Origin of the sequence: Prevotella multiformis DSM 16608, from assembly GCF_000191065.1 — a bacterium.
Classification (GTDB): Bacteria; Bacteroidota; Bacteroidia; order Bacteroidales; family Bacteroidaceae; genus Prevotella; species Prevotella multiformis.
Genome location: NZ_GL872283.1, coordinates 1,177,721 through 1,197,128, shown reverse-complemented (window position 1 = coordinate 1,197,128; position 19,408 = coordinate 1,177,721). Strand labels below are relative to the sequence as shown.

At 43.5% G+C, this 19,408-nt stretch carries 18 protein-coding genes and 1 pseudogene; 15 read left to right on the top strand and 4 right to left on the bottom strand.

Annotation, left to right across the window (positions count from 1 at the left end; all coding sequences use genetic code 11):
• Window position 1: 1 nt before the first annotated feature.
• The 14 genes and pseudogenes from HMPREF9141_RS10235 to HMPREF9141_RS10175 all read left to right on the top strand — a co-directional run bounded on the left by HMPREF9141_RS10235 (window position 2) and on the right by HMPREF9141_RS10175 (window position 15,241).
• Entirely contained in the window at window positions 2-952 is a 951-nt protein-coding gene (locus tag HMPREF9141_RS10235; protein ID WP_007368662.1) for a glycosyltransferase, read from the top strand.
• A 38-nt stretch (window positions 953-990) separates the two neighbouring features.
• Window positions 991-1,786, top strand: a pseudogene (locus HMPREF9141_RS10230) (IS982 family transposase); the annotation flags it as partial.
• A 238-nt stretch (window positions 1,787-2,024) separates the two neighbouring features.
• Window positions 2,025-3,224 carry a CgeB family protein gene (locus tag HMPREF9141_RS10225; RefSeq protein ID WP_007368657.1) on the top strand — a complete coding sequence of 400 codons (1,200 nt, stop codon included), beginning with the start codon at window positions 2,025-2,027 and terminating at the stop codon, window positions 3,222-3,224.
• 444 nt (window positions 3,225-3,668) lie between these two features.
• A complete protein-coding gene (locus HMPREF9141_RS10220; protein WP_007368656.1) occupies window positions 3,669-4,817 on the top strand; it encodes an EpsG family protein in 1,149 nt (382 codons plus the stop codon).
• Window positions 4,814-5,695, top strand: a complete 882-nt coding sequence (locus HMPREF9141_RS10215) for a glycosyltransferase family A protein (RefSeq protein ID WP_007368655.1) — start codon at window positions 4,814-4,816, stop codon at window positions 5,693-5,695. Before HMPREF9141_RS10220 ends, HMPREF9141_RS10215 begins: the two co-directional genes overlap by 4 nt.
• A gap of 195 nt (window positions 5,696-5,890) precedes the next feature.
• Window positions 5,891-7,006 (top strand): glycosyltransferase, encoded by a 1,116-nt coding sequence (locus tag HMPREF9141_RS10210; RefSeq protein ID WP_007368654.1) that lies wholly within the window; start codon window positions 5,891-5,893, stop codon window positions 7,004-7,006.
• Window positions 6,993-7,289, top strand: coding sequence for an acyltransferase family protein (locus tag HMPREF9141_RS13930; RefSeq protein ID WP_257009600.1), 297 nt, complete (start codon window positions 6,993-6,995; stop codon window positions 7,287-7,289). The genes HMPREF9141_RS10210 and HMPREF9141_RS13930 overlap by 14 nt, the downstream gene beginning before the upstream one ends.
• Window positions 7,290-8,287: 998 nt before the next feature.
• Complete coding sequence (locus HMPREF9141_RS10200) at window positions 8,288-9,202, top strand: O-fucosyltransferase family protein (RefSeq protein WP_050788058.1); 915 nt, start codon at window positions 8,288-8,290, stop codon at window positions 9,200-9,202.
• 290 nt (window positions 9,203-9,492) lie between these two features.
• The gene (locus HMPREF9141_RS13110; protein WP_306420030.1) at window positions 9,493-9,765 is read left to right on the top strand and encodes a GxxExxY protein; all 273 of its coding nucleotides are present in this window, start codon (window positions 9,493-9,495) and stop codon (window positions 9,763-9,765) included.
• Between the two features lie 118 nt (window positions 9,766-9,883).
• Window positions 9,884-11,089, top strand: coding sequence for a glycosyltransferase family 4 protein (locus tag HMPREF9141_RS10195; protein WP_007368651.1), 1,206 nt, complete (start codon window positions 9,884-9,886; stop codon window positions 11,087-11,089).
• A 3-nt stretch (window positions 11,090-11,092) separates the two neighbouring features.
• Complete coding sequence (locus HMPREF9141_RS10190) at window positions 11,093-11,737, top strand: sugar transferase (protein ID WP_007368650.1); 645 nt, start codon at window positions 11,093-11,095, stop codon at window positions 11,735-11,737.
• On the top strand, window positions 11,734-12,810 hold the full coding sequence (locus HMPREF9141_RS10185) for a hypothetical protein (protein ID WP_007368649.1): 1,077 nt from the start codon (window positions 11,734-11,736) through the stop codon (window positions 12,808-12,810). The genes HMPREF9141_RS10190 and HMPREF9141_RS10185 overlap by 4 nt, the downstream gene beginning before the upstream one ends.
• Window positions 12,807-13,871 (top strand): GNAT family N-acetyltransferase, encoded by a 1,065-nt coding sequence (locus HMPREF9141_RS10180; RefSeq protein WP_007368648.1) that lies wholly within the window; start codon window positions 12,807-12,809, stop codon window positions 13,869-13,871. The genes HMPREF9141_RS10185 and HMPREF9141_RS10180 overlap by 4 nt, the downstream gene beginning before the upstream one ends.
• An 11-nt stretch (window positions 13,872-13,882) precedes the next feature.
• Window positions 13,883-15,241, top strand: a complete 1,359-nt coding sequence (locus HMPREF9141_RS10175; RefSeq protein ID WP_040554815.1) for a DegT/DnrJ/EryC1/StrS family aminotransferase — start codon at window positions 13,883-13,885, stop codon at window positions 15,239-15,241.
• 311 nt (window positions 15,242-15,552) lie between these two features.
• Here HMPREF9141_RS10175 and HMPREF9141_RS10170 read toward each other — a convergent pair whose 3' ends face one another.
• The gene (locus HMPREF9141_RS10170; protein ID WP_007368646.1) at window positions 15,553-16,335 is read right to left on the bottom strand and encodes a tetratricopeptide repeat protein; all 783 of its coding nucleotides are present in this window, start codon (window positions 16,333-16,335) and stop codon (window positions 15,553-15,555) included.
• Window positions 16,326-16,652, bottom strand: a complete 327-nt coding sequence (locus tag HMPREF9141_RS10165; protein WP_007368645.1) for a 2-amino-4-hydroxy-6-hydroxymethyldihydropteridine diphosphokinase — start codon at window positions 16,650-16,652, stop codon at window positions 16,326-16,328. Before HMPREF9141_RS10165 ends, HMPREF9141_RS10170 begins: the two co-directional genes overlap by 10 nt.
• Before the next feature lie 190 nt (window positions 16,653-16,842).
• Here HMPREF9141_RS10165 and HMPREF9141_RS10160 point away from each other — a divergent pair, with 190 nt between their 5' ends.
• A complete protein-coding gene (locus HMPREF9141_RS10160) occupies window positions 16,843-17,796 on the top strand; it encodes a glucosaminidase domain-containing protein (protein ID WP_007368644.1) in 954 nt (317 codons plus the stop codon).
• A 112-nt stretch (window positions 17,797-17,908) separates the two neighbouring features.
• Here HMPREF9141_RS10160 and HMPREF9141_RS10155 read toward each other — a convergent pair whose 3' ends face one another.
• A complete protein-coding gene (locus HMPREF9141_RS10155) occupies window positions 17,909-19,117 on the bottom strand; it encodes a CobW family GTP-binding protein (RefSeq protein ID WP_007368643.1) in 1,209 nt (402 codons plus the stop codon).
• Between the two features lie 28 nt (window positions 19,118-19,145).
• A partial coding sequence (locus HMPREF9141_RS13715; protein WP_218916012.1) for a hypothetical protein occupies window positions 19,146-19,408 on the bottom strand: 263 nt, incomplete at its 5' end.

Sequence of the window (19,408 nt, the reverse complement as noted above, 5' to 3'; positions counted from 1 at the left end):
TATGAGAGTGTCAGTAGTTATTCCTATTTATAATGTAAAAAAATATATTATCCGTTGTTTAAAATCAGTGCAAAGACAGACCTATACAGATATTGAATGTATCTTAGTAGATGATAAGGGGCAAGATGATAGTATGCGAATTGCCAAACAATTTGTTGATGCATACAAGGGGGCTGTTAAGTTTGTATTATGTGAACATTCTGTAAATCAGGGTTTATCAGCTGCAAGAAATACCGGTATTAATAAGGCTTCAGGCGATTATATTTTTTTCTTAGATAGTGATGATAGTATTCCTGACGATTCCATAGAGAAACTTGTTCATGAGGCAGAAAAATATCATTATCCAGAAATAGTATCCGGTATTACTCGACATATTTTGGCTGATGATAGTTATTATGATGTTAAGACGGAAAACTTCAGATGTAATGATGATGTTTTTAAAGGTTATATCCATAATAGTTGGAATATTATAGCATGTAATAAACTTATTCGTAAAGATATATTCAGTAAGCACAAAACTTTTTTTTTACAGGGAATTACACATGAGGATGTTTTGTGGAGTTTTGAGATCTCAACCTATGTTGAGAATATCATAGGTTGTCCTCATGTGACTTATAATTATTATCTGGGTGATATGAATTCTATAAGTCGTTCCTCACTATCAAAGAAAAGAGTTCTTGATAATCTTACTATTCTTGAACAAAAAACATTATATTTAAAGAAGATAAATATAAATAATGTATATTTATTAAAGCAGCATATCAAAAATGAGTCTATCAATTTAGTTTACGTATTAGTACGTCATAAGTTCTCTATTTCTTTCATAAAAGAAGTAAATGGAAAACTTCGAAAAATTTTGAAAAATAGTAGTTTAAATATGGTACGCAGTTCTGTCCCTTTATATAGAAAATTTATTTTTGCTATGGTAAGTTTATTGTGCCATTTTTTATAAGTATAACCTTTTGGCGGAATTAAATTAAGTTGCCAAATATGCTTAAAAAGTTGCACATATCTTTGATTTTTAGCAACTTAGTGGTGTATAAATCATTAATTTCAAACCAACATATAAACAACCTTTACACAAAATTCGTCAAAATCCTCGAGATATGAAAGCTGTTTTCTGAAATTCTCGTCAATGAACATGGCAATATCTCTTGGCGTGGCCAATTCCAAAGTTCTCGGTCTTGGAAGTTGTGGCATTGTCATTGGCAGTAGAGTCAGAAAGCATTGACAGCGAGAAGTGGTTGGTTGACTATAGGCTACAAGAGTATAAGGACAAGCTCCTCACCCTCATCTCACACAGGCAGTTCAATGATTGCAGAAAGGATACAGCAGGCTTATGCGAAGAAATATTCAGGCGGGTGGCTATGAAAATGGTCGGTGCGGAAGAACTGTTCTTTGTGGATTCCAAACCCATAGAAGTCTGCCGTTTCGCCAGGGGAAAGCGTTGCAGGATGGGAAGGACCGGTGATTTTTCACAAGCTCCTGATTTTGGCTATTGTGCTTCCGTAACCCTTGTTATTTCGGGTATAAGTTGCACATTCTCTTTGGGTTGACCGGTATCATACATTCTTTCGACCTGTCAAAGGCCAGTGTCGCTGACCCAAAATACATGAAAGATGGGAAGTTGACTTATCACGATTGCAGCATATACGGAGATAAGGGATATATCGGCGCAGAAATACAACTCGACTTATTCGAGACGGTACACATAAGACTTGAATATCCGTATCGGATTAATCAGAAGGATTGGAAGCCTGCATTCATTCCATTTGCCAAGGCAAGAATATTCGATCGTTGTTAGAGCGTATTATTTGGTTTGTTTTTTCTTTATATAAGAATAAGAAGATTTGGCGTAGTAAGGGATTAATTCCGCTATCATTGCTGAACTTAGGAAAGCGAACTTATATCCAATGTGTGGAAGCTTTATTCCTGTAAAAGTCATATTCATTAGATTTAACCTTAACATCCTTCGTTTTATTATGTGATTTTGATAAAACAATTTAGGCCAATTATATACTGAGATGAAAATTGTTATGCTATCTGTGATGATGCCTGCTGTGGAAAATATTCGCGGTACGAGTGCATTGCCTTACCATTTGCTGGCTGGTAGAGATAAAAGTATAGAGGTGATTTTGTATTCGTATAATTTAAATAGGTTATCCAAGGTACAGATAGACTCTGTCGCAAAAGAACTGAATATAAAGATCCATTTATTACCAGTACCGTGGTGGTATAATTTTGTACTTAGATTCCTTTTGCCTTTTAGAATCTTTTTGAAGAATCCTATTGGAAATTATATCTCTTTAAGTACAGTACAATTAGATATTATTGGCAAGGAGAATGCTGACGGTATATGGATTTATGGAGAAGAATTATCTTGTGTCAGTAACCAGTTAAAGGATTTTAAGCGGGTACATACATTGCCTGATTGCGAGTCTCTTTATTACTATAGAATGCTTGGCAAGCGTTTTGTTATGCGAGACAAAATGAGATATTGGAAATCAGTATTTGTGTTTCCTAAGTATTTAAGGATGGAGAGGTTGTTTGATATATCTTCAAATATTCATTATCATTTAGTAGGAGAGGCAGATGTGGATTTTCTTAAGGAAATAAATCCAGGAATTCAGGCTCACTTCTTACGTCATCCTCACTACCAACTGGCAAATCCTGCCAAGGTTATTTCTTTTTCTTCCAAAATAAAGTTGCTGATCGCAGGGCAATATAATTTGTATATGCAGCAGGATGCCGATGAATTAATCAATTGTCTTTGTTCGTCCAGATGCACAGAAGATTTGAAAGAGCACTACGTGATAACGTTCTTAGGGAAAGGATGGGATACTCATGTCCGGCATCTTGAGGAAGCTGGATACGAGGTACATCATATTCGGTTTGCACCGAACTATATAGAGGAAATTATAAAGCACGATATCCAGATAACACCGATCAGCATCGGTACGGGCACCAAGGGAAAGGTGCTTGATGCGATAGCAAACGGATTGTTGGTCATTGGCTCTTGGTATGCGTTGGAGAATATAGCTGTGGAGCACGGTGTTTCCTGTCTGCAGTACCGTACTGTTGATGAAGTCATTTCGATGTTGAGAAAAATATATTTATGTCCCTCGCATTATGAGGAAATTGCGCAAAGTGGCAGGAAATCGGTTCTGCGCTTTCATGATGGGGAACTTACCGCACAACAGATGTTTTCTTTATTGCAAGCATAACCCTTGAATAAGTTTTCTTGTTCTGAAGATGTTGGAACCAGCTGTGGGAAAAGTATCCCGACAGGTGTGTGCAGCACTGACTTTAAGACATGAGCTATTGTGCGGGAGGAGATTGTTTCGCTTTTTTATAAGCGAAGCCCGAGGGGGCAGAACTGTAAATATGATAGGCTGATTCATCCGGAGGCGTAAGCTGAGACACAAGGTAGACGCATTTCCGTACTATTCTGAAATACGATGATAAATCTTTGGATAAGGCATGGCTCTATGAGTTCTCATGTGAAGACAAGACGTTGATGCAATCATATACCATGCTTCGTTCAATGTCTTCGGACAGCGTACCATGTATTTTATGTGCGGTAACCAGTATAGATAGTATCTTCCGGATTTATTGCTGCGCCCGGCATATTATGGTAATGTCTGTGTTTTTTTAATCTTAAGTAATCCATGTTGCTGTATATAGGACTTTTCTTTTTTATTCTTCTTGTTAATTATCTGGCTGACAGACATAAGACCAGACAGATACAAGGATTGTTCCTTTCTTTTCTTGTTTTGTCGGTGTTTGTTGGTGTCTCTGACATGCTTGGAGGCTACGACCGGTATATATATGGAGAGTTGTTTGATGAGGTTGCTTATATTACACATATAGGAAGCAGTTATAATGATGCAACTATTCTTAAATTGTATCCTTCTGAGTTTGGATACGCTGGTTTTAACATCCTCATTTCAAGTATATCCGGCAACAGGTATGTCTTTATATTATTGACGACCCTGGTTATTTATACCTTGTATTACTATTCATTAAAGAAATATTGCATCAACTTCTTTTTTGCGGTGGCTCTTTTCCTGGGTCTTATGTTCTTCTTTACTTTTACCTACCTGAGGCAGATGATAGGAGTCGCGATTGTCTGGCTGGGGCTGCAGTACATATATAAAAGGAATCCGTATAAGTTCATTGGATGTGTCTTGCTGGCTGCCACCTTCCATAACTCAGCCATTATCGTGTTGCCTTTATATTTCGTACCGCTGAAACGTTTTAACACAAGACATATTATGGTTTTTATGTTTTTCTGTCTGTTGTTGGGACTTTCGGCAGTACCTTCTGCTTTGTTCAGTATATATGGTGATGTTGCAGATATGCAGTTGCGCTCCATTTCTTATGCAGATCAGGAAGTTGGCTTCAGATATGAGTATATTATCGAGGCTTTCATCTTCCTTTATATTGTAATAAAGAATTATGATAGGATACCTGATACGGAAAAGGATTCTGTTTTACTCAATGTTATGCTTGGTTTTTGTGCGATACTGTTGCTCTTTGTGCAGTCTCTGAATGGGGGGCGTTTAGGATGGTATTACCTGATCGGTGTCATTGCCACTCTGTCAACCATTTGCAATGACATGCATGTAAGCAGGAGCACGAAAATACTTGTCTTGGCAATCTGTTTCGGCCTGTTTGCCCGAATCGTCATGCAATGGGGCTATTTGCTGTCACCTTATAAGACTTTCTTTACAAACGGTGTGCGCGACTATGATCCTGTCTACGACAGATTCGAATATGACAGTCGATATGCGGTTGATAAATTCTATAAGAAATGATAACAGTTCTCACCCCTTCTTATAACAGGGCAGCCTATCTGGAGAAGTTGTATATAAGCCTGTTGAGTCAAGACTTTAATGATTTTGAGTGGGTTGTTGTAGATGATGGCTCAACAGATGCTACCGGAGTGACCGTGGACAGGTTCGTCTGTGAGGGCAAGATGAAGATTACTTATGTAAAACAGAACAATGGGGGAAAGCACAGAGCCTTGAACAGAGGTGTGAAGGAAGCCAATGGTAGTCTGGTTCTGATAGTAGATAGTGATGACAGTCTTCCGGAGGATGCTCTGTCAACGATAAATAAATACTATTTGAAGATTAAGGATAACCCTGCCGTAGGCGGAGTCTGTGGTGTCATGGCACATCATGACGGCACTGTCATAGGAAGAAGAAGGATAGCTGAGTCTATGGATTTAAGTTCCATTGACATGCGTTATAGGTATGGATTCGAAGGAGATGTCTGTGAAGTATTTAAGACCGAGGTTTTACGAGAATATCCGTTCCCGGAGGTAAACAATGAGAGGTTCTGTCCGGAGGCTTTGGTGTGGAACAGAATCGCAAGGAAATATCAATTACGTTTTTTTGATAAGGTGATCTATTTCCGCGATTATTTAGCGGGAGGTTTGACTTCCAGGATTGTCCGGATAAGGATGGATAGTCCTGTTGCTTCGATGATATGCTATGCCGAATTGAATGAACTTGACATCCCTGCGAGGTATAAGATGAAAGCTGCAATTAATTACTGGAGGTTCCGATTGTGTTCCCACGGCCGTAAAAAGTATCCGAGATTGAGGGGAAGATGGAATCTTGTCGCTCCATTAGGATGGTTGGCTCATTTGACAGATCTTTTAAGGATAGCATGCGTTTCTCACGCATAGTCCCCCATGTCTTATACCGGTTTGCTTTCTGAATGATAGATTCTGCAGTGTGTAAGTTCCATTGGGAGTTGTGTTCCCGACCGGTTGGGAATCGGATTCCCAACGTCCGGGAATGACATTCCCGGTGCTTGGGAACACTGTTCCCGTTGACAGGCATGAGGCGGGCTTTTTGTCAATGGAATAAGATAAAGGCGAATGAGAATATTACAGGTCATAACATCCTTGGAGATGGGAGGAGCAGAGACCTTGGTAGTCAATCTGATACCACGGCTGCGGGCATTGGGACATACGGTGGATTTGTGTGTTTTCAACGGTACGGAGACACCGCTGATGCAGAGGCTTAGAAGCATGTGCCCGGAGGTGAAGATCTATTCGCTGGGACGTGGTGTTTATAATCCTGTCTACATTCTCAAACTGGCAAAGATCATGCGCGGATATGATATCGTCCATACACATAATTCCTCCCCGCAGCTGTTCGTGGCACTTGCGGATGTATTCTGTCCAGTGAGAATTGTCTCTACCGAGCATACCACTTCCAATCGCAAACGCGGCTGGAAGTGGTATGCTCCAGTTGAGAGCTGGATGTATGGCCGGTACAGTCATGTCATCTGCATAAGCCGGATTGCTGAAGAAAAGTTGCGGGAATACATGGGAGGAGACTGGCAAGACAAGACAAGCCCCCGGTACAGCCGTATCTCTACAATCAACAATGGTGTAGATGTGGAAGCAATCAGCTGCGCCGGACCGGATGAGGCTCTTTTATCCCTGAAGAAACAGCGGAAATCTATTCTGATGGTTGCCGGTTTCAGGGATGCCAAAGATCAGGATACGGTTGTCAGGGCTTTGGGGCTGCTGGATAAAGGATTGTTTGAGGTGTGGTTTGCTGGAGTCGGTGTACGCCAGAATGCAGTTGAGCAGTTGGCTGCCTCACTGGGTGTAAAAGACAGGGTGAGGTTTCTTGGATTGCGTACGGACATACCGAATGTGCTGCGGGCAGCGGACATTATCGTAATGTCTTCCCATTGGGAAGGGCTGAGCCTCAGCAACGTGGAGGGCATGAGCGTGCACAGGCCGTTCATAGCATCGGATGTGAACGGACTGCGGGAAGTGACAAAGGGCTATGGCCTTCTTTTCCCTCATGAGGATGCTAAGGTGCTGGCAGATGAAATTAATCATTTGTCAAGTGATGAAGCTTATTATAATGAGATAGCTGAACGCTGTTACAATAGAGCTTTGGAGTTTGATGTCAACAGAATGGTGAGCGGATACAGTTTTGTTTATAACGACGTAATCTCTAATGGCAGAAGATAGAATAGCATACTTAGATCTGGTGAAGTTCACAGCGATGCTCCTTGTATGTGTGGGTCACTGCTATGTTATGGAACAGGCATTGGAGAGTTCTGTTAGAGCTGTTATTTATTCTTTCCACATGCCTTTGTTTATGTTGCTGTGCGGGTATTTCTCCAGTCGCAGCTTAGAAGTCCCTATAAGAACTCTTTTTATAAAAAAGTGTAAACAGTTGTTGGTTCCGGTTATATCCTGTACAGTTGCAACCGTTTGTCTATGTGTGTGGGGGGGATTTGTAGAGAAATAATTGGGTGTGTTTGGTTCCTTAAAACTCTTTTTGCTTGCTATTTAATAGCAAGAGTTGCCAAATATATTAAAAAAACCTGTAGGGATTACATTTCTGCTTTCATGGGTAGCACTTTTAATCATTCCATCTGGTGGAACCTTGATGATAAATTTCCTATATTTCTATTTTTGTATGGGATATTAAATTCATAAATATCAGACGGGCTTTCAAACCTATCGGGTTGCTCTTTTCTGTGTTTCGCTTTTCTTTTTTGTTATTGCAGTCTGCATGCGTTGGGCAAATCCATGTGATAAGGTTGATCTCAGTTTACTTGTTTACAGTCCGATGAAGTTTATGATTCAACTTCTGGTAGGCTTTTCTGGTTCAATAGTTGTCATAGGAATCTGCGAGCTGATTTATAAGATATTTGGGAATGAACGGATAGGAAGGCATATCTTATCCGGGCTTAGTACGGTTGGAAGATATACTCTGGGCATATATGTCGTTCAGACTTTTATGATAGAGCGGACATTGACAGAATATGTAAAATGGAATGAAGTTTTTATTTCATCGGCTTTTACAGACTTTGTTTTTATCCCTCTGATCGGTAGTGTCATGTGTTTTGTATGTTATTATGTGGTTCGACTAACGCAGCCCATTAAGATAATAAACATCCTTTTTTATGGCGGACAGAAGTGATGCCCTTCTCTTTCTGATCCCCTATGGAGTTGTGTCCGGCACGGTGTGGAGTGAGAAACATGTAAAATAATCACATTGATGTTTCCTTTTCCTATATGGACTTTAGGAGGATTTTTACTTGCAGTCGGGTCTCTATGGCTGAAATGACATGGGAATGTAGCCGATGGGTCAATGAATGAGTATTCCAAACTGTTTGTTTCAGCCTCAGATTGCGAGGACGAGAGATCCATTCGGGAGGAATTGTCAGACTTGAATATCTATATATGCTAAGAAGAGATTTTTTCGTCAAGCTCATAGATTGCTGTTATCGTGAACCGTTGATGAAGTTCAGGATAATGAAGGAGAAAGGGTTCTCTTTGTACAGAACGAGTAATACTTATCCGTTTGTATTTATGGTTGACGGCAGGATTCCGCATGGTGGGATGTTCGACAGGCTTAAAGGACTTATCACTGTTTTTGCTGTTTCCAAAGCATTAGGTAAACCGTTCAGGTTGAATTGGAGCTATCCGTTTGTATTAAGCAAATACCTTGAGCCAAATAAGTATGATTGGATAATTGATGAAAGCCAAATGAACTTTGGCCTTTTGTCATATAAGAATATTATAGCTTACGGGGAAATCGTAAATCCTTCCCGCTTATGCAAGAAACGTTCGTCGGAGACGCATTTCTATTATGGCTATGACTCCTTGGACAAGGTGAATGCTCATTTTGGGACAGATTATAAGTGGGGGGAGTTGTATAGAGAACTCTTCCGCCCGACGACTTATCTTCAGCGTTATCTGGAACGTTATCGGACGGAGATAGGAGACTGCTATATTGCAATTCATACCCGCTTTATGAATCTCTTGGGCGATAAGACCGAGACAGCAGTTAACCCGGAGCTGGATTCTGACAGCCAGAAGAATGCGCTGGTGGCTTCTGCCGTCAATGCTATAAAAAAAATCTCTTCGCAGCATTTCGGTATGAACGTCCTGATAGCTTCGGATTCTATGGTATTCATTGAGAAAATAAAAAAAGCAATGCCTGATGTATATATAGTGCCCGGAACGGTAAAGCATATAGATACTGCCGGTGAAACTGATGATTCGGAGAATATAAAGATGTTCACAGACTATTATTTGATCAGCGGTGCGCAAAAGGTATATAGCTTATGGCATGAAGGAATGTGGAAGAGTGCATTCCCTGAGTATGCAGCAAGGATCGGGAATGTGAGTTTTGAACGTGTTGAGTTCTAAAGTAGGTAGGGGAGGTTGTTTCGCATTACTGCTGCAGACCTATCTTGGGACAGTCTGTTGAAAGGGCTGCTGAAGTTGCTGGATCAGCACTTTGAATTTATCGGTGGGAAAATATACTGAATGTGCTTCGCATTATCGAGATGTCTTCACATTGGGAAGAATTGAATTTCAGCGGGGTGATTGAATGAGTATGTATAGACTTCTCATGGTATTGGTTTTTTACGGTCTGCGTAATATGGACGTGCTTTTGTATATGAGATCCGGAGAAGAGGACTGCCCGTTGAAGAGCAATATCCGACGGGCGTGTTATAAACAAGGAGCAACTTGATATTGGAAATTTCGTAGCAGATATGGCAGTCGAGAACAAAGTAATTGTCGGGTTAAAGGCTGCTTCCAGTATTTTCGGCAGAACATTCTGTTCAGTTAATAGCTGCCTGACTACAACCGGTATGGAAGCGGGGTATATTCTGGACTTCGGCAGAGATAGAGAGTTTGGGCGGCGAATAGATCCCGGCAGCCTTACAGGAGTATTTATTGTTTATGGATTACATCTTCAATTGTGAAATTACTAAGCAAGCTTATGAGTGTTGTCGGCTTAGTTGCTTATATGTAAATTGTCTTCGACATCTTAATTTTAGAACCATCCTAAAAAGAGTGCTATATTGATTTGTATAAGCCGTTATGGAAAAAAAGAAAATAGTAAGACTGACCACTGCAGGCGAGAGTTTAGATGACCTTTTGGTAGGACAGTTGAAGTACCTTAATCAGCATTTCGATGTTGTTGCGGTCGCAAAAGATGATGGTCGGTTGCAAAAGGTAAGAGGTAGAGAGGGAGTCAGAGTAGTCAATGCACCTATAGAACGTCCAATTTCTTTATGGAAAGATCTTGTTTCTTTAGTCTGGCTGTTTTTTTTCTTTCAGAAAGAAAAACCATGGTGCGTTCATGCCAATACACCCAAGGGATCTCTGTTGGCTATGGTGGCTGCCTGGTTCTGCCGTGTCCCACATCGGATTTATACGGTTACAGGCCTTAGGTATCAGGGAGCAACAGGGGGATTGAGAATAATCTTGCAGACTATGGAGAAAATAACTTGTGCCTGTGCGTCTAAGGTTATTCCGGAAGGAAAGGGGGTTCTTGAAACTTTAAAGCAAGACCATGTCACGAAGAAGCCACTGAAGGTAATCTGGAATGGTAATATTAATGGAAAGGATACTTCTTACTTCTCTGTCGAGAGGTTGCGTGAAAAATGCAGCTTAGATAATGGGAGGAAACTTTTGGATATTCCAAGGGAAAGCCCTGTGAAAGAAAGCCTCCGCAGGGAACTCGGCTTCGAGTCGGAGGATTTCGTTTTTGTTTTTGTCGGCAGAATTGTCAATGACAAAGGAATGCGGGAACTGTCTTTTGCTATGCAGGGCTTACTTGGAGGAAAACACCCCCTTCGGCCGAAACTGCTTCTGGTTGGGAACTTTGAACCAGAACTCGATCCACTGGATGCTGAAGATACATCTTTCTTCATGCATAATCCTTCGGTTCGATTTGTAAACTATCAGAAAGATGTGCGCCCTTATCTTGCTACTGCTGATGCCTTGGTGTTCCCTTCTTATAGAGAGGGGTTTCCCAATGTGGTCCTTGAGGCGGGATGTATGGGATTACCGTCTATCGTAACTGATATAAATGGTAGTAACGAGATTGTGCGAGAGGGAATAAACGGACGTATTGTTCCTCCTCGTAATCCAGAAGCTCTGCTTGCTGTCATGGAATGGACGTTGTCGCACCCCTCAGATGTGGCACGGATGGCTCAGAACAGCCGTAGGATCATCCAGGAAAAATATGAGCAGAAAGATGTATGGAAGGCTTTGAAAAATATGTACACATCACTTGATTAGTATATGTATAGGTGTTTCTTCAAACGGGCAATAGATTTCAGCGCTGCACTTGTTGCATTGCTGGTTTTCTCACCTTTGTTGTTGACTGTCACGATATGGCTGCATTTCGCAAATAAAGGTGGAGGAGCGTTTTTCCTGCATTCGAGGGCAGGATGGCATAACAAGGTGTTTAATGTCATAAAATTCAAGACCATGACCGATGAGAGAGATGAAGAGGGAAATCTTCTGCCTGATGGACAGCGATTGACGAGAGTCGGCCGATTCGTCCGCAGCACTTCTTTGGACGAGTTTCCCCAATTACTCAATGTGTTAAAGGGAGATATGTCATTAATCGGGCCAAGACCTTTGTATGCTGATTTTTTGAAGTGCTACGATAGTTGTCAGATCAGACGGCACGAAGTGCGGCCTGGCATCACGGGATGGGCGCAGGTAAATGGCAGGAATTTTGTGAAATACAGCAAAAAGTTTGAATACGATGTATGGTATGTTGATAATCTCTCTTTTTCACTTGACTTGAAGATTCTATGGATGACTTTTCTTAATGTCATAAAGAGAGAAGGAGTAGGAGAAGGAGAAGTGCAGGACGAGATGGTTGATGATTTAGGGTTTGGTGAAAAACTCAGGCTGTTAAGGAGGAATGGTAGATGAAAGAATATGGTTCTGATTTTCATTTTCTGAACTTTCCATGTGTTGCTGGTGGAAAAACTCTGTTTGATTATTACCCAAATGCTGTGTTCTTGGCTGATGGTCGACAGGCCATTGAATCCCTGATAAATTACTATAAATGGAAACGAATTTGGATACCTGAATATTTCTGCTGGGAAATCATTGCGTATATTCTCCTACATTGTGAGATTGAAGTAAAAACATATCAGGATAACCCTGTTGTCAAAGACCATCAATTTGTTGGTCATCTACCCTTCCAAGAAGGGGATGTTTTGTTGTGGATGAATTATTTCGGGTTAAGAGAAATAAAACGGATCAACGTTCCCATTCCAGTCATAGAGGACCACTCCCATAATATTTTCAGCGAGTGGGTCCGGAAAAGTAAGGCGGAATTCTGTATAGCGTCTTTACGGAAGACACTACCCTTGGCAGAAGGCGGTATACTCTGGAGTAACAGCAAGGATTTGTCAGAGCTAGGTTCAACAATAAAGGAGACCCTGTTGAACGAAAAGGTTGCTCGAACAAGATGGCAGGCGATGGCAGAGAAGGCACTGTATCTTTCCCAGGATAATGAAGCCTCCATCCCTGACCTGAAAGACTCTTACAGAGAAAAGTTTCTTCGGACAGAACAATGTTTTGGTAGTCTGCCCGTTAGCCGTATTTCTTCTCTGGACAGACAGGTCTTAGAAAAAATTGACATTAAGGACTGGAGTGAGAGGAGAAACCGAAATTGGAAGATGGTGGTGAAGCAATTATCTTTCCTCCTGAAGGAAAACGGAATTCGATTGTTAGTGCCGGAAAGCGAATCCTTGATCCCTTTCTCACTTTTGCTTTTGTTCCCAGATAAAATGAAGCGTGAGCGGTTTAGGAAAGGTCTGATAAGCAAATCTATTTATCCGGCTGTCTTGTGGGAGATACCGGAGACCTGTTCTCGTGAGTCTAGAATTGTTTCGGATGGAATATTATCAATACATTGTGATGCTAGATATAGTGCTGATGAAATAGGGGAAATGGGATGCCAAATCTGTACTTTGCTAAAATCTTTTGAAGAATGACGAGGATAATTGATTTTGAAAATAGAACGGAATGGGACAAAATCGTCAGGTCTTTCCCTGATTATGATGTATATTTCCTTAGTGGTTATTTAGCATCTTTTAAAGTTCATGGTGATGGAACGCCTATCTTGGTTTATTACCAGAGAGGGGGATTGAGAGCCGTATGTGCCTTTATGCTCCGGGATTTAAATGATGAGGTATGGGCACAAAGGTATATTGGGAAAGGTGTTCTTTTTGATGCTATTACCCCATACGGATATGGCGGTTGGCTTTTAGATGGAAATATTTCAGAGGAACAGGTAGGAACTTTCTGGTCAGAAATAGGCACGTTCATGAGGGCGCATCATATTGTTGCGGCCTTTACCCGTTGGTGTCCCTGGTTGAAAAATCAAGAGCTTTTGAGAGGATGGTCAAATGTCATAAACCTGGGTAAAACAGTTTACATAGATTGTTCTTCGGAAGAGGTCATTTTCCAGAACCTGAAAAGCAAGGATCGTACAACCATAAGAAAAGCTATAAAGATGGGGATAGTGGTGGAGCATAGTGAAGACTTTTCTCTATTTGATAAATTCCGTAGTATTTATAATGCTTCGATGGATAAAGATAACGCAGATCCGTATTATTATTTTGGATCATCTTTCTACGAGTCTGTAGCCAAGGATTTGCCTGGAAATTGGAAGATGTTTTATGCTGTCTTCAAAGGTGAAATAATTGCCATGAGTATTATTCTTATGTGCAATGGCAGGATGCATTATCACTTATCAGGTAATGTGCAGGAGTATCGCAGTCTTAATGCTACAAATCTTATTCTTTATGAAGCTGCCAGGTATGGAGCTCGACATGGATATAAGATTTTGCATCTCGGAGGTGGCGTGGGGAGTGGTGAGGATCCGTTATATAAGTTTAAAAAAACATTTAACAAAAAAGGGGATTTAGGTTTTTGTATCTCCAAGGATTGTTTTGATAAGGAAAAATATTCAGATCTGATAAAGCTTCGGAAGATGTCTACGCCATCTTTTGATGTGACGGCATCCTTCTTCCCACTTTATAGATTGAAATAAAAGAAACAAAGATGGAACGAAAACGTATTTTACTTTGTCTCGCTCACATGAGCGGTAATGAGATGAGATACATCCAAGAGGCGTTTGATACCAATTGGGTGGTGCCATTGGGGCCGAATGTCAATGGGTTTGAAGCAGATCTGAAGCGGTTTGCGGCATCCTCCGGTCGTTCCCGGAGAGGGGACGCCTCTGTGAAGGAGGTATATCCACAGACGATCATGCCACATGAAAACAACCCGGAGAACCTGTGGAGGGAGTCCTTAAAAGGGATGGCGGAGAAGCATGTCGTGGCACTCTGTTCGGGGACGGCAGCCGTACATCTTGCTTTGGTGGCATTGGGAGTGACGGCTGGTGACGAGGTCATCTGCCAGAGTTTCACCTTCTGTGCCAGCTCACACCCCGTGACTTACCAGGGCGCAACGCCTGTCTTTGTTGATTCAGAGCAGGAAACATGGAATATGGATCCTGTGCTGCTGGAAGAAGCTATCAAGGACAGAACAGCCAAGACCGGTAGGAAGCCGAAGGCTATCATCGTAGTTTATCTCTATGGGATGCCTGCAAAGATCAGGGAGATCCTTGCCGTGGCGGAGAAGTACGATATTCCGTTGGTTGAGGATGCTGCCGAGGGACTGGGTTCAAGATATGAAGGGCAGGTGTGCGGAACATTCGGTGCCTATGGTGTCCTGTCGTTCAATGGCAACAAGATGATCACCACTTCTGGTGGCGGGGCTTTGGTCTGTCCTGATGAGGAAGCGCGCAATAATGTGATGTTCTATGCGACACAGGCGCGCGAGGGTTACCCTTATTATCAGCATGAGAAGATCGGTTACAACTATCGCATGAGCAATGTCTGTGCGGGTATCGGTCGGGGACAGATGACGGTGCTCGACGAGCACATCGCCCACCACCGGCACATCGCCCGTCTGTACGACGAGGCTTTCAGCGAGATAGAAGGCGTCACTTTCCATGGCAATCCTTCACCGGAATATGATTCCAATTATTGGCTGAATACGATTACACTTGCCCCTTCCGTTAAAGTGAAGGGGCAGGAGAGTGCCTACAAGACGACTGTGAAGGGTGCTGTCGGCGGTGCTGCCGGTGTCGTCCATTCCGTAGGCAACGCCCATACAGATTGCGAGCCGAATGCGAATGTCGAGGCGATGCGTGTCTTTCTTGACAAGGCGAACATTGAAAGCCGTCCTCTGTGGAAGCCCATGCACAGGCAGCCATGTTATCAGGATTGTCCTGCGTATGTCAATGGTGTCAGCGAGAGCCTTTTCAAGGTCGGCATGTGTCTGCCGAGCGGCCCGCTGGTCTCTGACGAAGATGTGAAGTATATTGTGGAGACGATAAAGGGCGCTATCGAGTAAGCCTCCTCTTTAAAGAAAACAGTTTTAAGGGCTGACGTCGTAGATCTTCGTGTCTGCGGTGCCAGCCCTTCCTGTGTTTCCCCATAGATACTAGATTATGGCAATATCTTGTTTGCAAAATCTGTCAACTCAATGCAAGAGTCATTGGAATGTAATGCTGATGGTCGTAGGATTGAGAATTTGCTTATACTGTCAATCAACAGAAATGACAGACGGTTATATTTTAAGTGTAAATAGTTTGTCTAAAAGTATATGGCGCAAAAGTACTAAAAAAAAATGAACGGACGAAGAAAATACAGGAAAAGTAGTCGTCATTTTCGGATTATTTTTCTCTCTTCTTCCTTGATAATATCCTTTACAGCTATAGGCTGAAGGGACTGCAATAACATCGTAGAAGTCAATGATTTGAGAATTGTCGATATACTTTTTAATTGCGTCGTCACATTGTCGTTCTCCGTCGTGTTGTCCGATTCTTTCGACAAAGGATCCAGCGGCTGTTCGGCTTCGTAATTTGCCCGGCATGCAACTGCCATCCGACGGGTCTGTGCAAGTCTTGCCTGCACTTCTTCTCTCGCCCCATACTGTTGGTAGGCTTTCTCTGCGCTCATGTACAGGTCGTATGCCGGTCGCCATACCTGCAAGAACATATAGCACAGCCCCATCCGGTAGTACACATCCCCCTTTTCACGATCATAGCATACTGCAAGTGTCTTTTCATAATACGGGATGGCCTGTCTGTATTGTCTCATGTTGAAGAGGCTTTCCGCTGTGGTGAAATAATAGACAGACCGCTCATGTGGAGCGAAGGCATCCAGATAGGGGATTGCCGCTTCAAGGTGTCTGGCGGCTGTCTTGTAGTCCCATTCGTGGTAATAGCACAGACCGAGATAAGCCTTGAACCGTGGATTGAGGTTGTATTCCTTGTCCAGGCGTTGGAAAATCAGCAGGGCTTCATGATATTTGGCGGATGCGAAGTAGTCCAGTGCTTTCCCCAGTTCTTCCGAATCCTTGCTTTTCTGAGCGGAGACAGGAAAGCACATCCCGGAGAGCAGCAGGCAGAGCGCCAGTCTTTTGATAATCCCTTTCAGAGCCATGCGATTTTCCTTATCGTCTCATTGCCATACTGTATGAGGTCGATGTCTATCAGCACTTTCCCCAGCTGGTGGTTCTGGTGCGAGTCGCCCATGACCTGCTCTGTCCGCTTCAGTATTTTCTCTACTGCTGTGCGTGACAGTTCTGCCTCGAAAGTCCCTATGCAGTTCAGGAATCTGTCCGACTTTATTCCGATCGGTTCTGTCCATTCCGGTTCAGAGAATGTAATGCCGTCAAAGCTGTGTCCCAGCAGTTCCTTTGCTTTGAGTAGATTCTGTTCCTGATGGAGATTGGAACCAAGAGCAATGATCATCTTCATATGATACAAAATTAGACAAAAATCCCGAACTATAAGCCGGTCGGAGGGATAAAATGCTTTTTCTTTGGCGGAAAGTTACGGAAGGTTAAGTACAAGTTCTGAAATGTTTGTGAGAATTTAAGACAAATCGTTTCGGATTATGTGATAAAACGTGTACTTTTGCATTCATATAGTCCAAAAGAACTTTTTTATGAGGCGATATATCTTTATCCTTCTCTCATTCCTTTCGATGTTGTCTGCCACGGCGGGCGGCCCGATCCGATGGAATCAGGCCTATCAGACGTATATAGACCAGTACAAAGACATGGCCATCGAGGGAATGCTGAAGTACGGCGTACCGGCCAGCATCACCCTGGCGCAAGGTCTGCTGGAGAGCGGGGCAGGGCGGGGCACACTCGTCCTTCAGGGCAACAACCATTTCGGCATCAAGTGCCATGGCTGGACGGGGCGTACCATCAGCCATGACGACGACGAACTGGGAGAGTGTTTCCGTGCATACGACAGTGCGTTGGAAAGTTTCGAAGACCACTGCAAGTTTCTCCGCGACCGTCCGCGTTACCGGAGCCTGTTCAGCCTGGACAAGACCGATTACCGGGGGTGGGCATACGGATTGAAGCGCGCCGGGTATGCCACGAGTCCTACGTACGCACAGAACCTGATCAGTATCATCGAACTCTATAAGCTGTACGAGTATGACCAGGCGAAGCATTTCGATCATTTCATGGCCCGCCACAGTGGGGAAGATACAGCCGTCCGTGTTCCGGACAGCGGTCTGCCGGCAGCCGTCCAGCTGGCAGGTGCACATACCATCCACAAGTATAATGAGAACTACTATGTCGTTGCAAGGCCGGGAGACACCTTCAAGTCGTTGGGCAAGGAACTGGATATCAGCAGTCATAAACTGGCGAGGTATAACGAACGGAAGAAGAAAGACCGTCTTGTCGCTGGCGAGTTCGTCTGGCTGAAGAAGAAACGGCGGAAAGCTCCAAGGAATTTCAAACACCATCCCTATTACGTACGTAAATCGGAAAGTCTGTACGATATTGCCCAGAAGTATGGCATCCGGCTGAAGAGTCTTGTCAAGAAGAACGAGAAGATTGCCGAGCGTGGACTCCGTATGGGAGATGAAGTACGGTTGTACTGATTTTCCCCAGGGTCTAAAAGAGCTGGAGAAACCTGTCTCCTGAACAGAATAAGCCGAAGGCGGACATATCACGATAACATGATATGCCCGTCTTCTTCCTTTGCCGACCTCCTTAGAAGTCTGTCAGACACTTGTCAAGTGTCCGGGTGATCGCCTCTTTGTCGAGGTTCTGCCCGATGAACACCAGCTTCTGCATACGGTCGCCGTAAGGCTCTTTCCAGTCCTTCTTTATCTTGGGGTTGTTCTTCAGGAACTCACGCAGCTGGAACTGCGGCATGGTGGCATACCACTGTCCGGCATTGCGGAGATTCACCTGCTTGCCGGCCTGCTCAAAGACATAGCACACGTCTTTCTCATTGGAAAAATAGCAGAGCCCCTTGCAGCGGATAACCTGCTCCGGCCACTGACGTGCTACAAAGTCGTCAAAGAAATTGATATCAAACGGCTTCCGTGCGTAGTAGACGAAGGTCTGGATGTTATACTCCAATGCCTCCCCGCTCTCTTCGTTCTCCAGTCCGTGATGATGGTGATGATGGTGGTGCCCGTCCTCCTCGTGGTCGTGGTGGTGTCTGTCTTCGTGCCCCTCGTCGTTTCCCTCAATCTCTGCAATCCATGAGGCGGAGGTGGCCACTTCGTCGAAGTTGAACGCCTTGGTATTGATGATCTTGTCGAGGCTGACATCGCCATAATTGCACTCGATGATTTCCGCCTTGGGCTGCAATGAGCGGATGATGCTCTTCACCAGCCCCAGTTCCTCCTGGTTGACGTCATCAACCTTATTGAGGAGGATGATGTTGCAGAACTCAATCTGCTGGATGAGCAGGTTCTCGAGGTCGTCTTCCTGCAGGTCTTTCTTCAGCAGGTCGTTGCCGGCGGAGAACTCGTCGCACATCCGCCGGGCATCCACGACTGTCACGATGGAGTCCAGTACGGCCTTTCCTTTCTTTGCCAGATTCGGGTACATCTGCGGGTAGGCACAGATGGTCTGCGCTATCGGTGCCGGTTCGCAGATACCGCTTGCCTCGATTACAATATAGTCGAACTTGCCCTGTGAGACAATATCGTTCAATTGCTGTACCAGATCCATTTTCAGTGTACAGCAGATGCAGCCGTTCTGTAAAGCGACGAGCGAGTCGTCTTTCTGGTCAACGACACCTCCTGCCTCAATGAGATTCGCGTCGATGTTCACCTCGCCGATGTCGTTGACGATTACGGCGAACTTGATTCCTTTCTCGTTGGCAAGTATCCTGTTTACCAAAGTTGTCTTACCGCTGCCTAAATAGCCTGTAAGCAGCAGGACAGGTGTCTCCTTTGTCTTCATTCTCTTCTATGTTTTATGTGATGGATTCTCAGCTGGCAAAGATACAAAAATTATGCCATGTAAAGCCCGCTCTTGCAGAAAATACATGAAGACGTGTTCTGAAAATCCACATTGGTCTGTCGTTGAAAGGAATCTTGTCAACTCTTTGTGTTGTTGCGCTTCTACGCGGCATCTTCTGCTTTCTCTTTCGGTCGCACAGCCCGCTCCTGCCGTGTCCTTTCTGGAAGGAGGCGGCAGGATGTTTTTGAGGGTCAGTCCTAAAACCCAGTTGCAAGCCTATCCTCTTAAGCA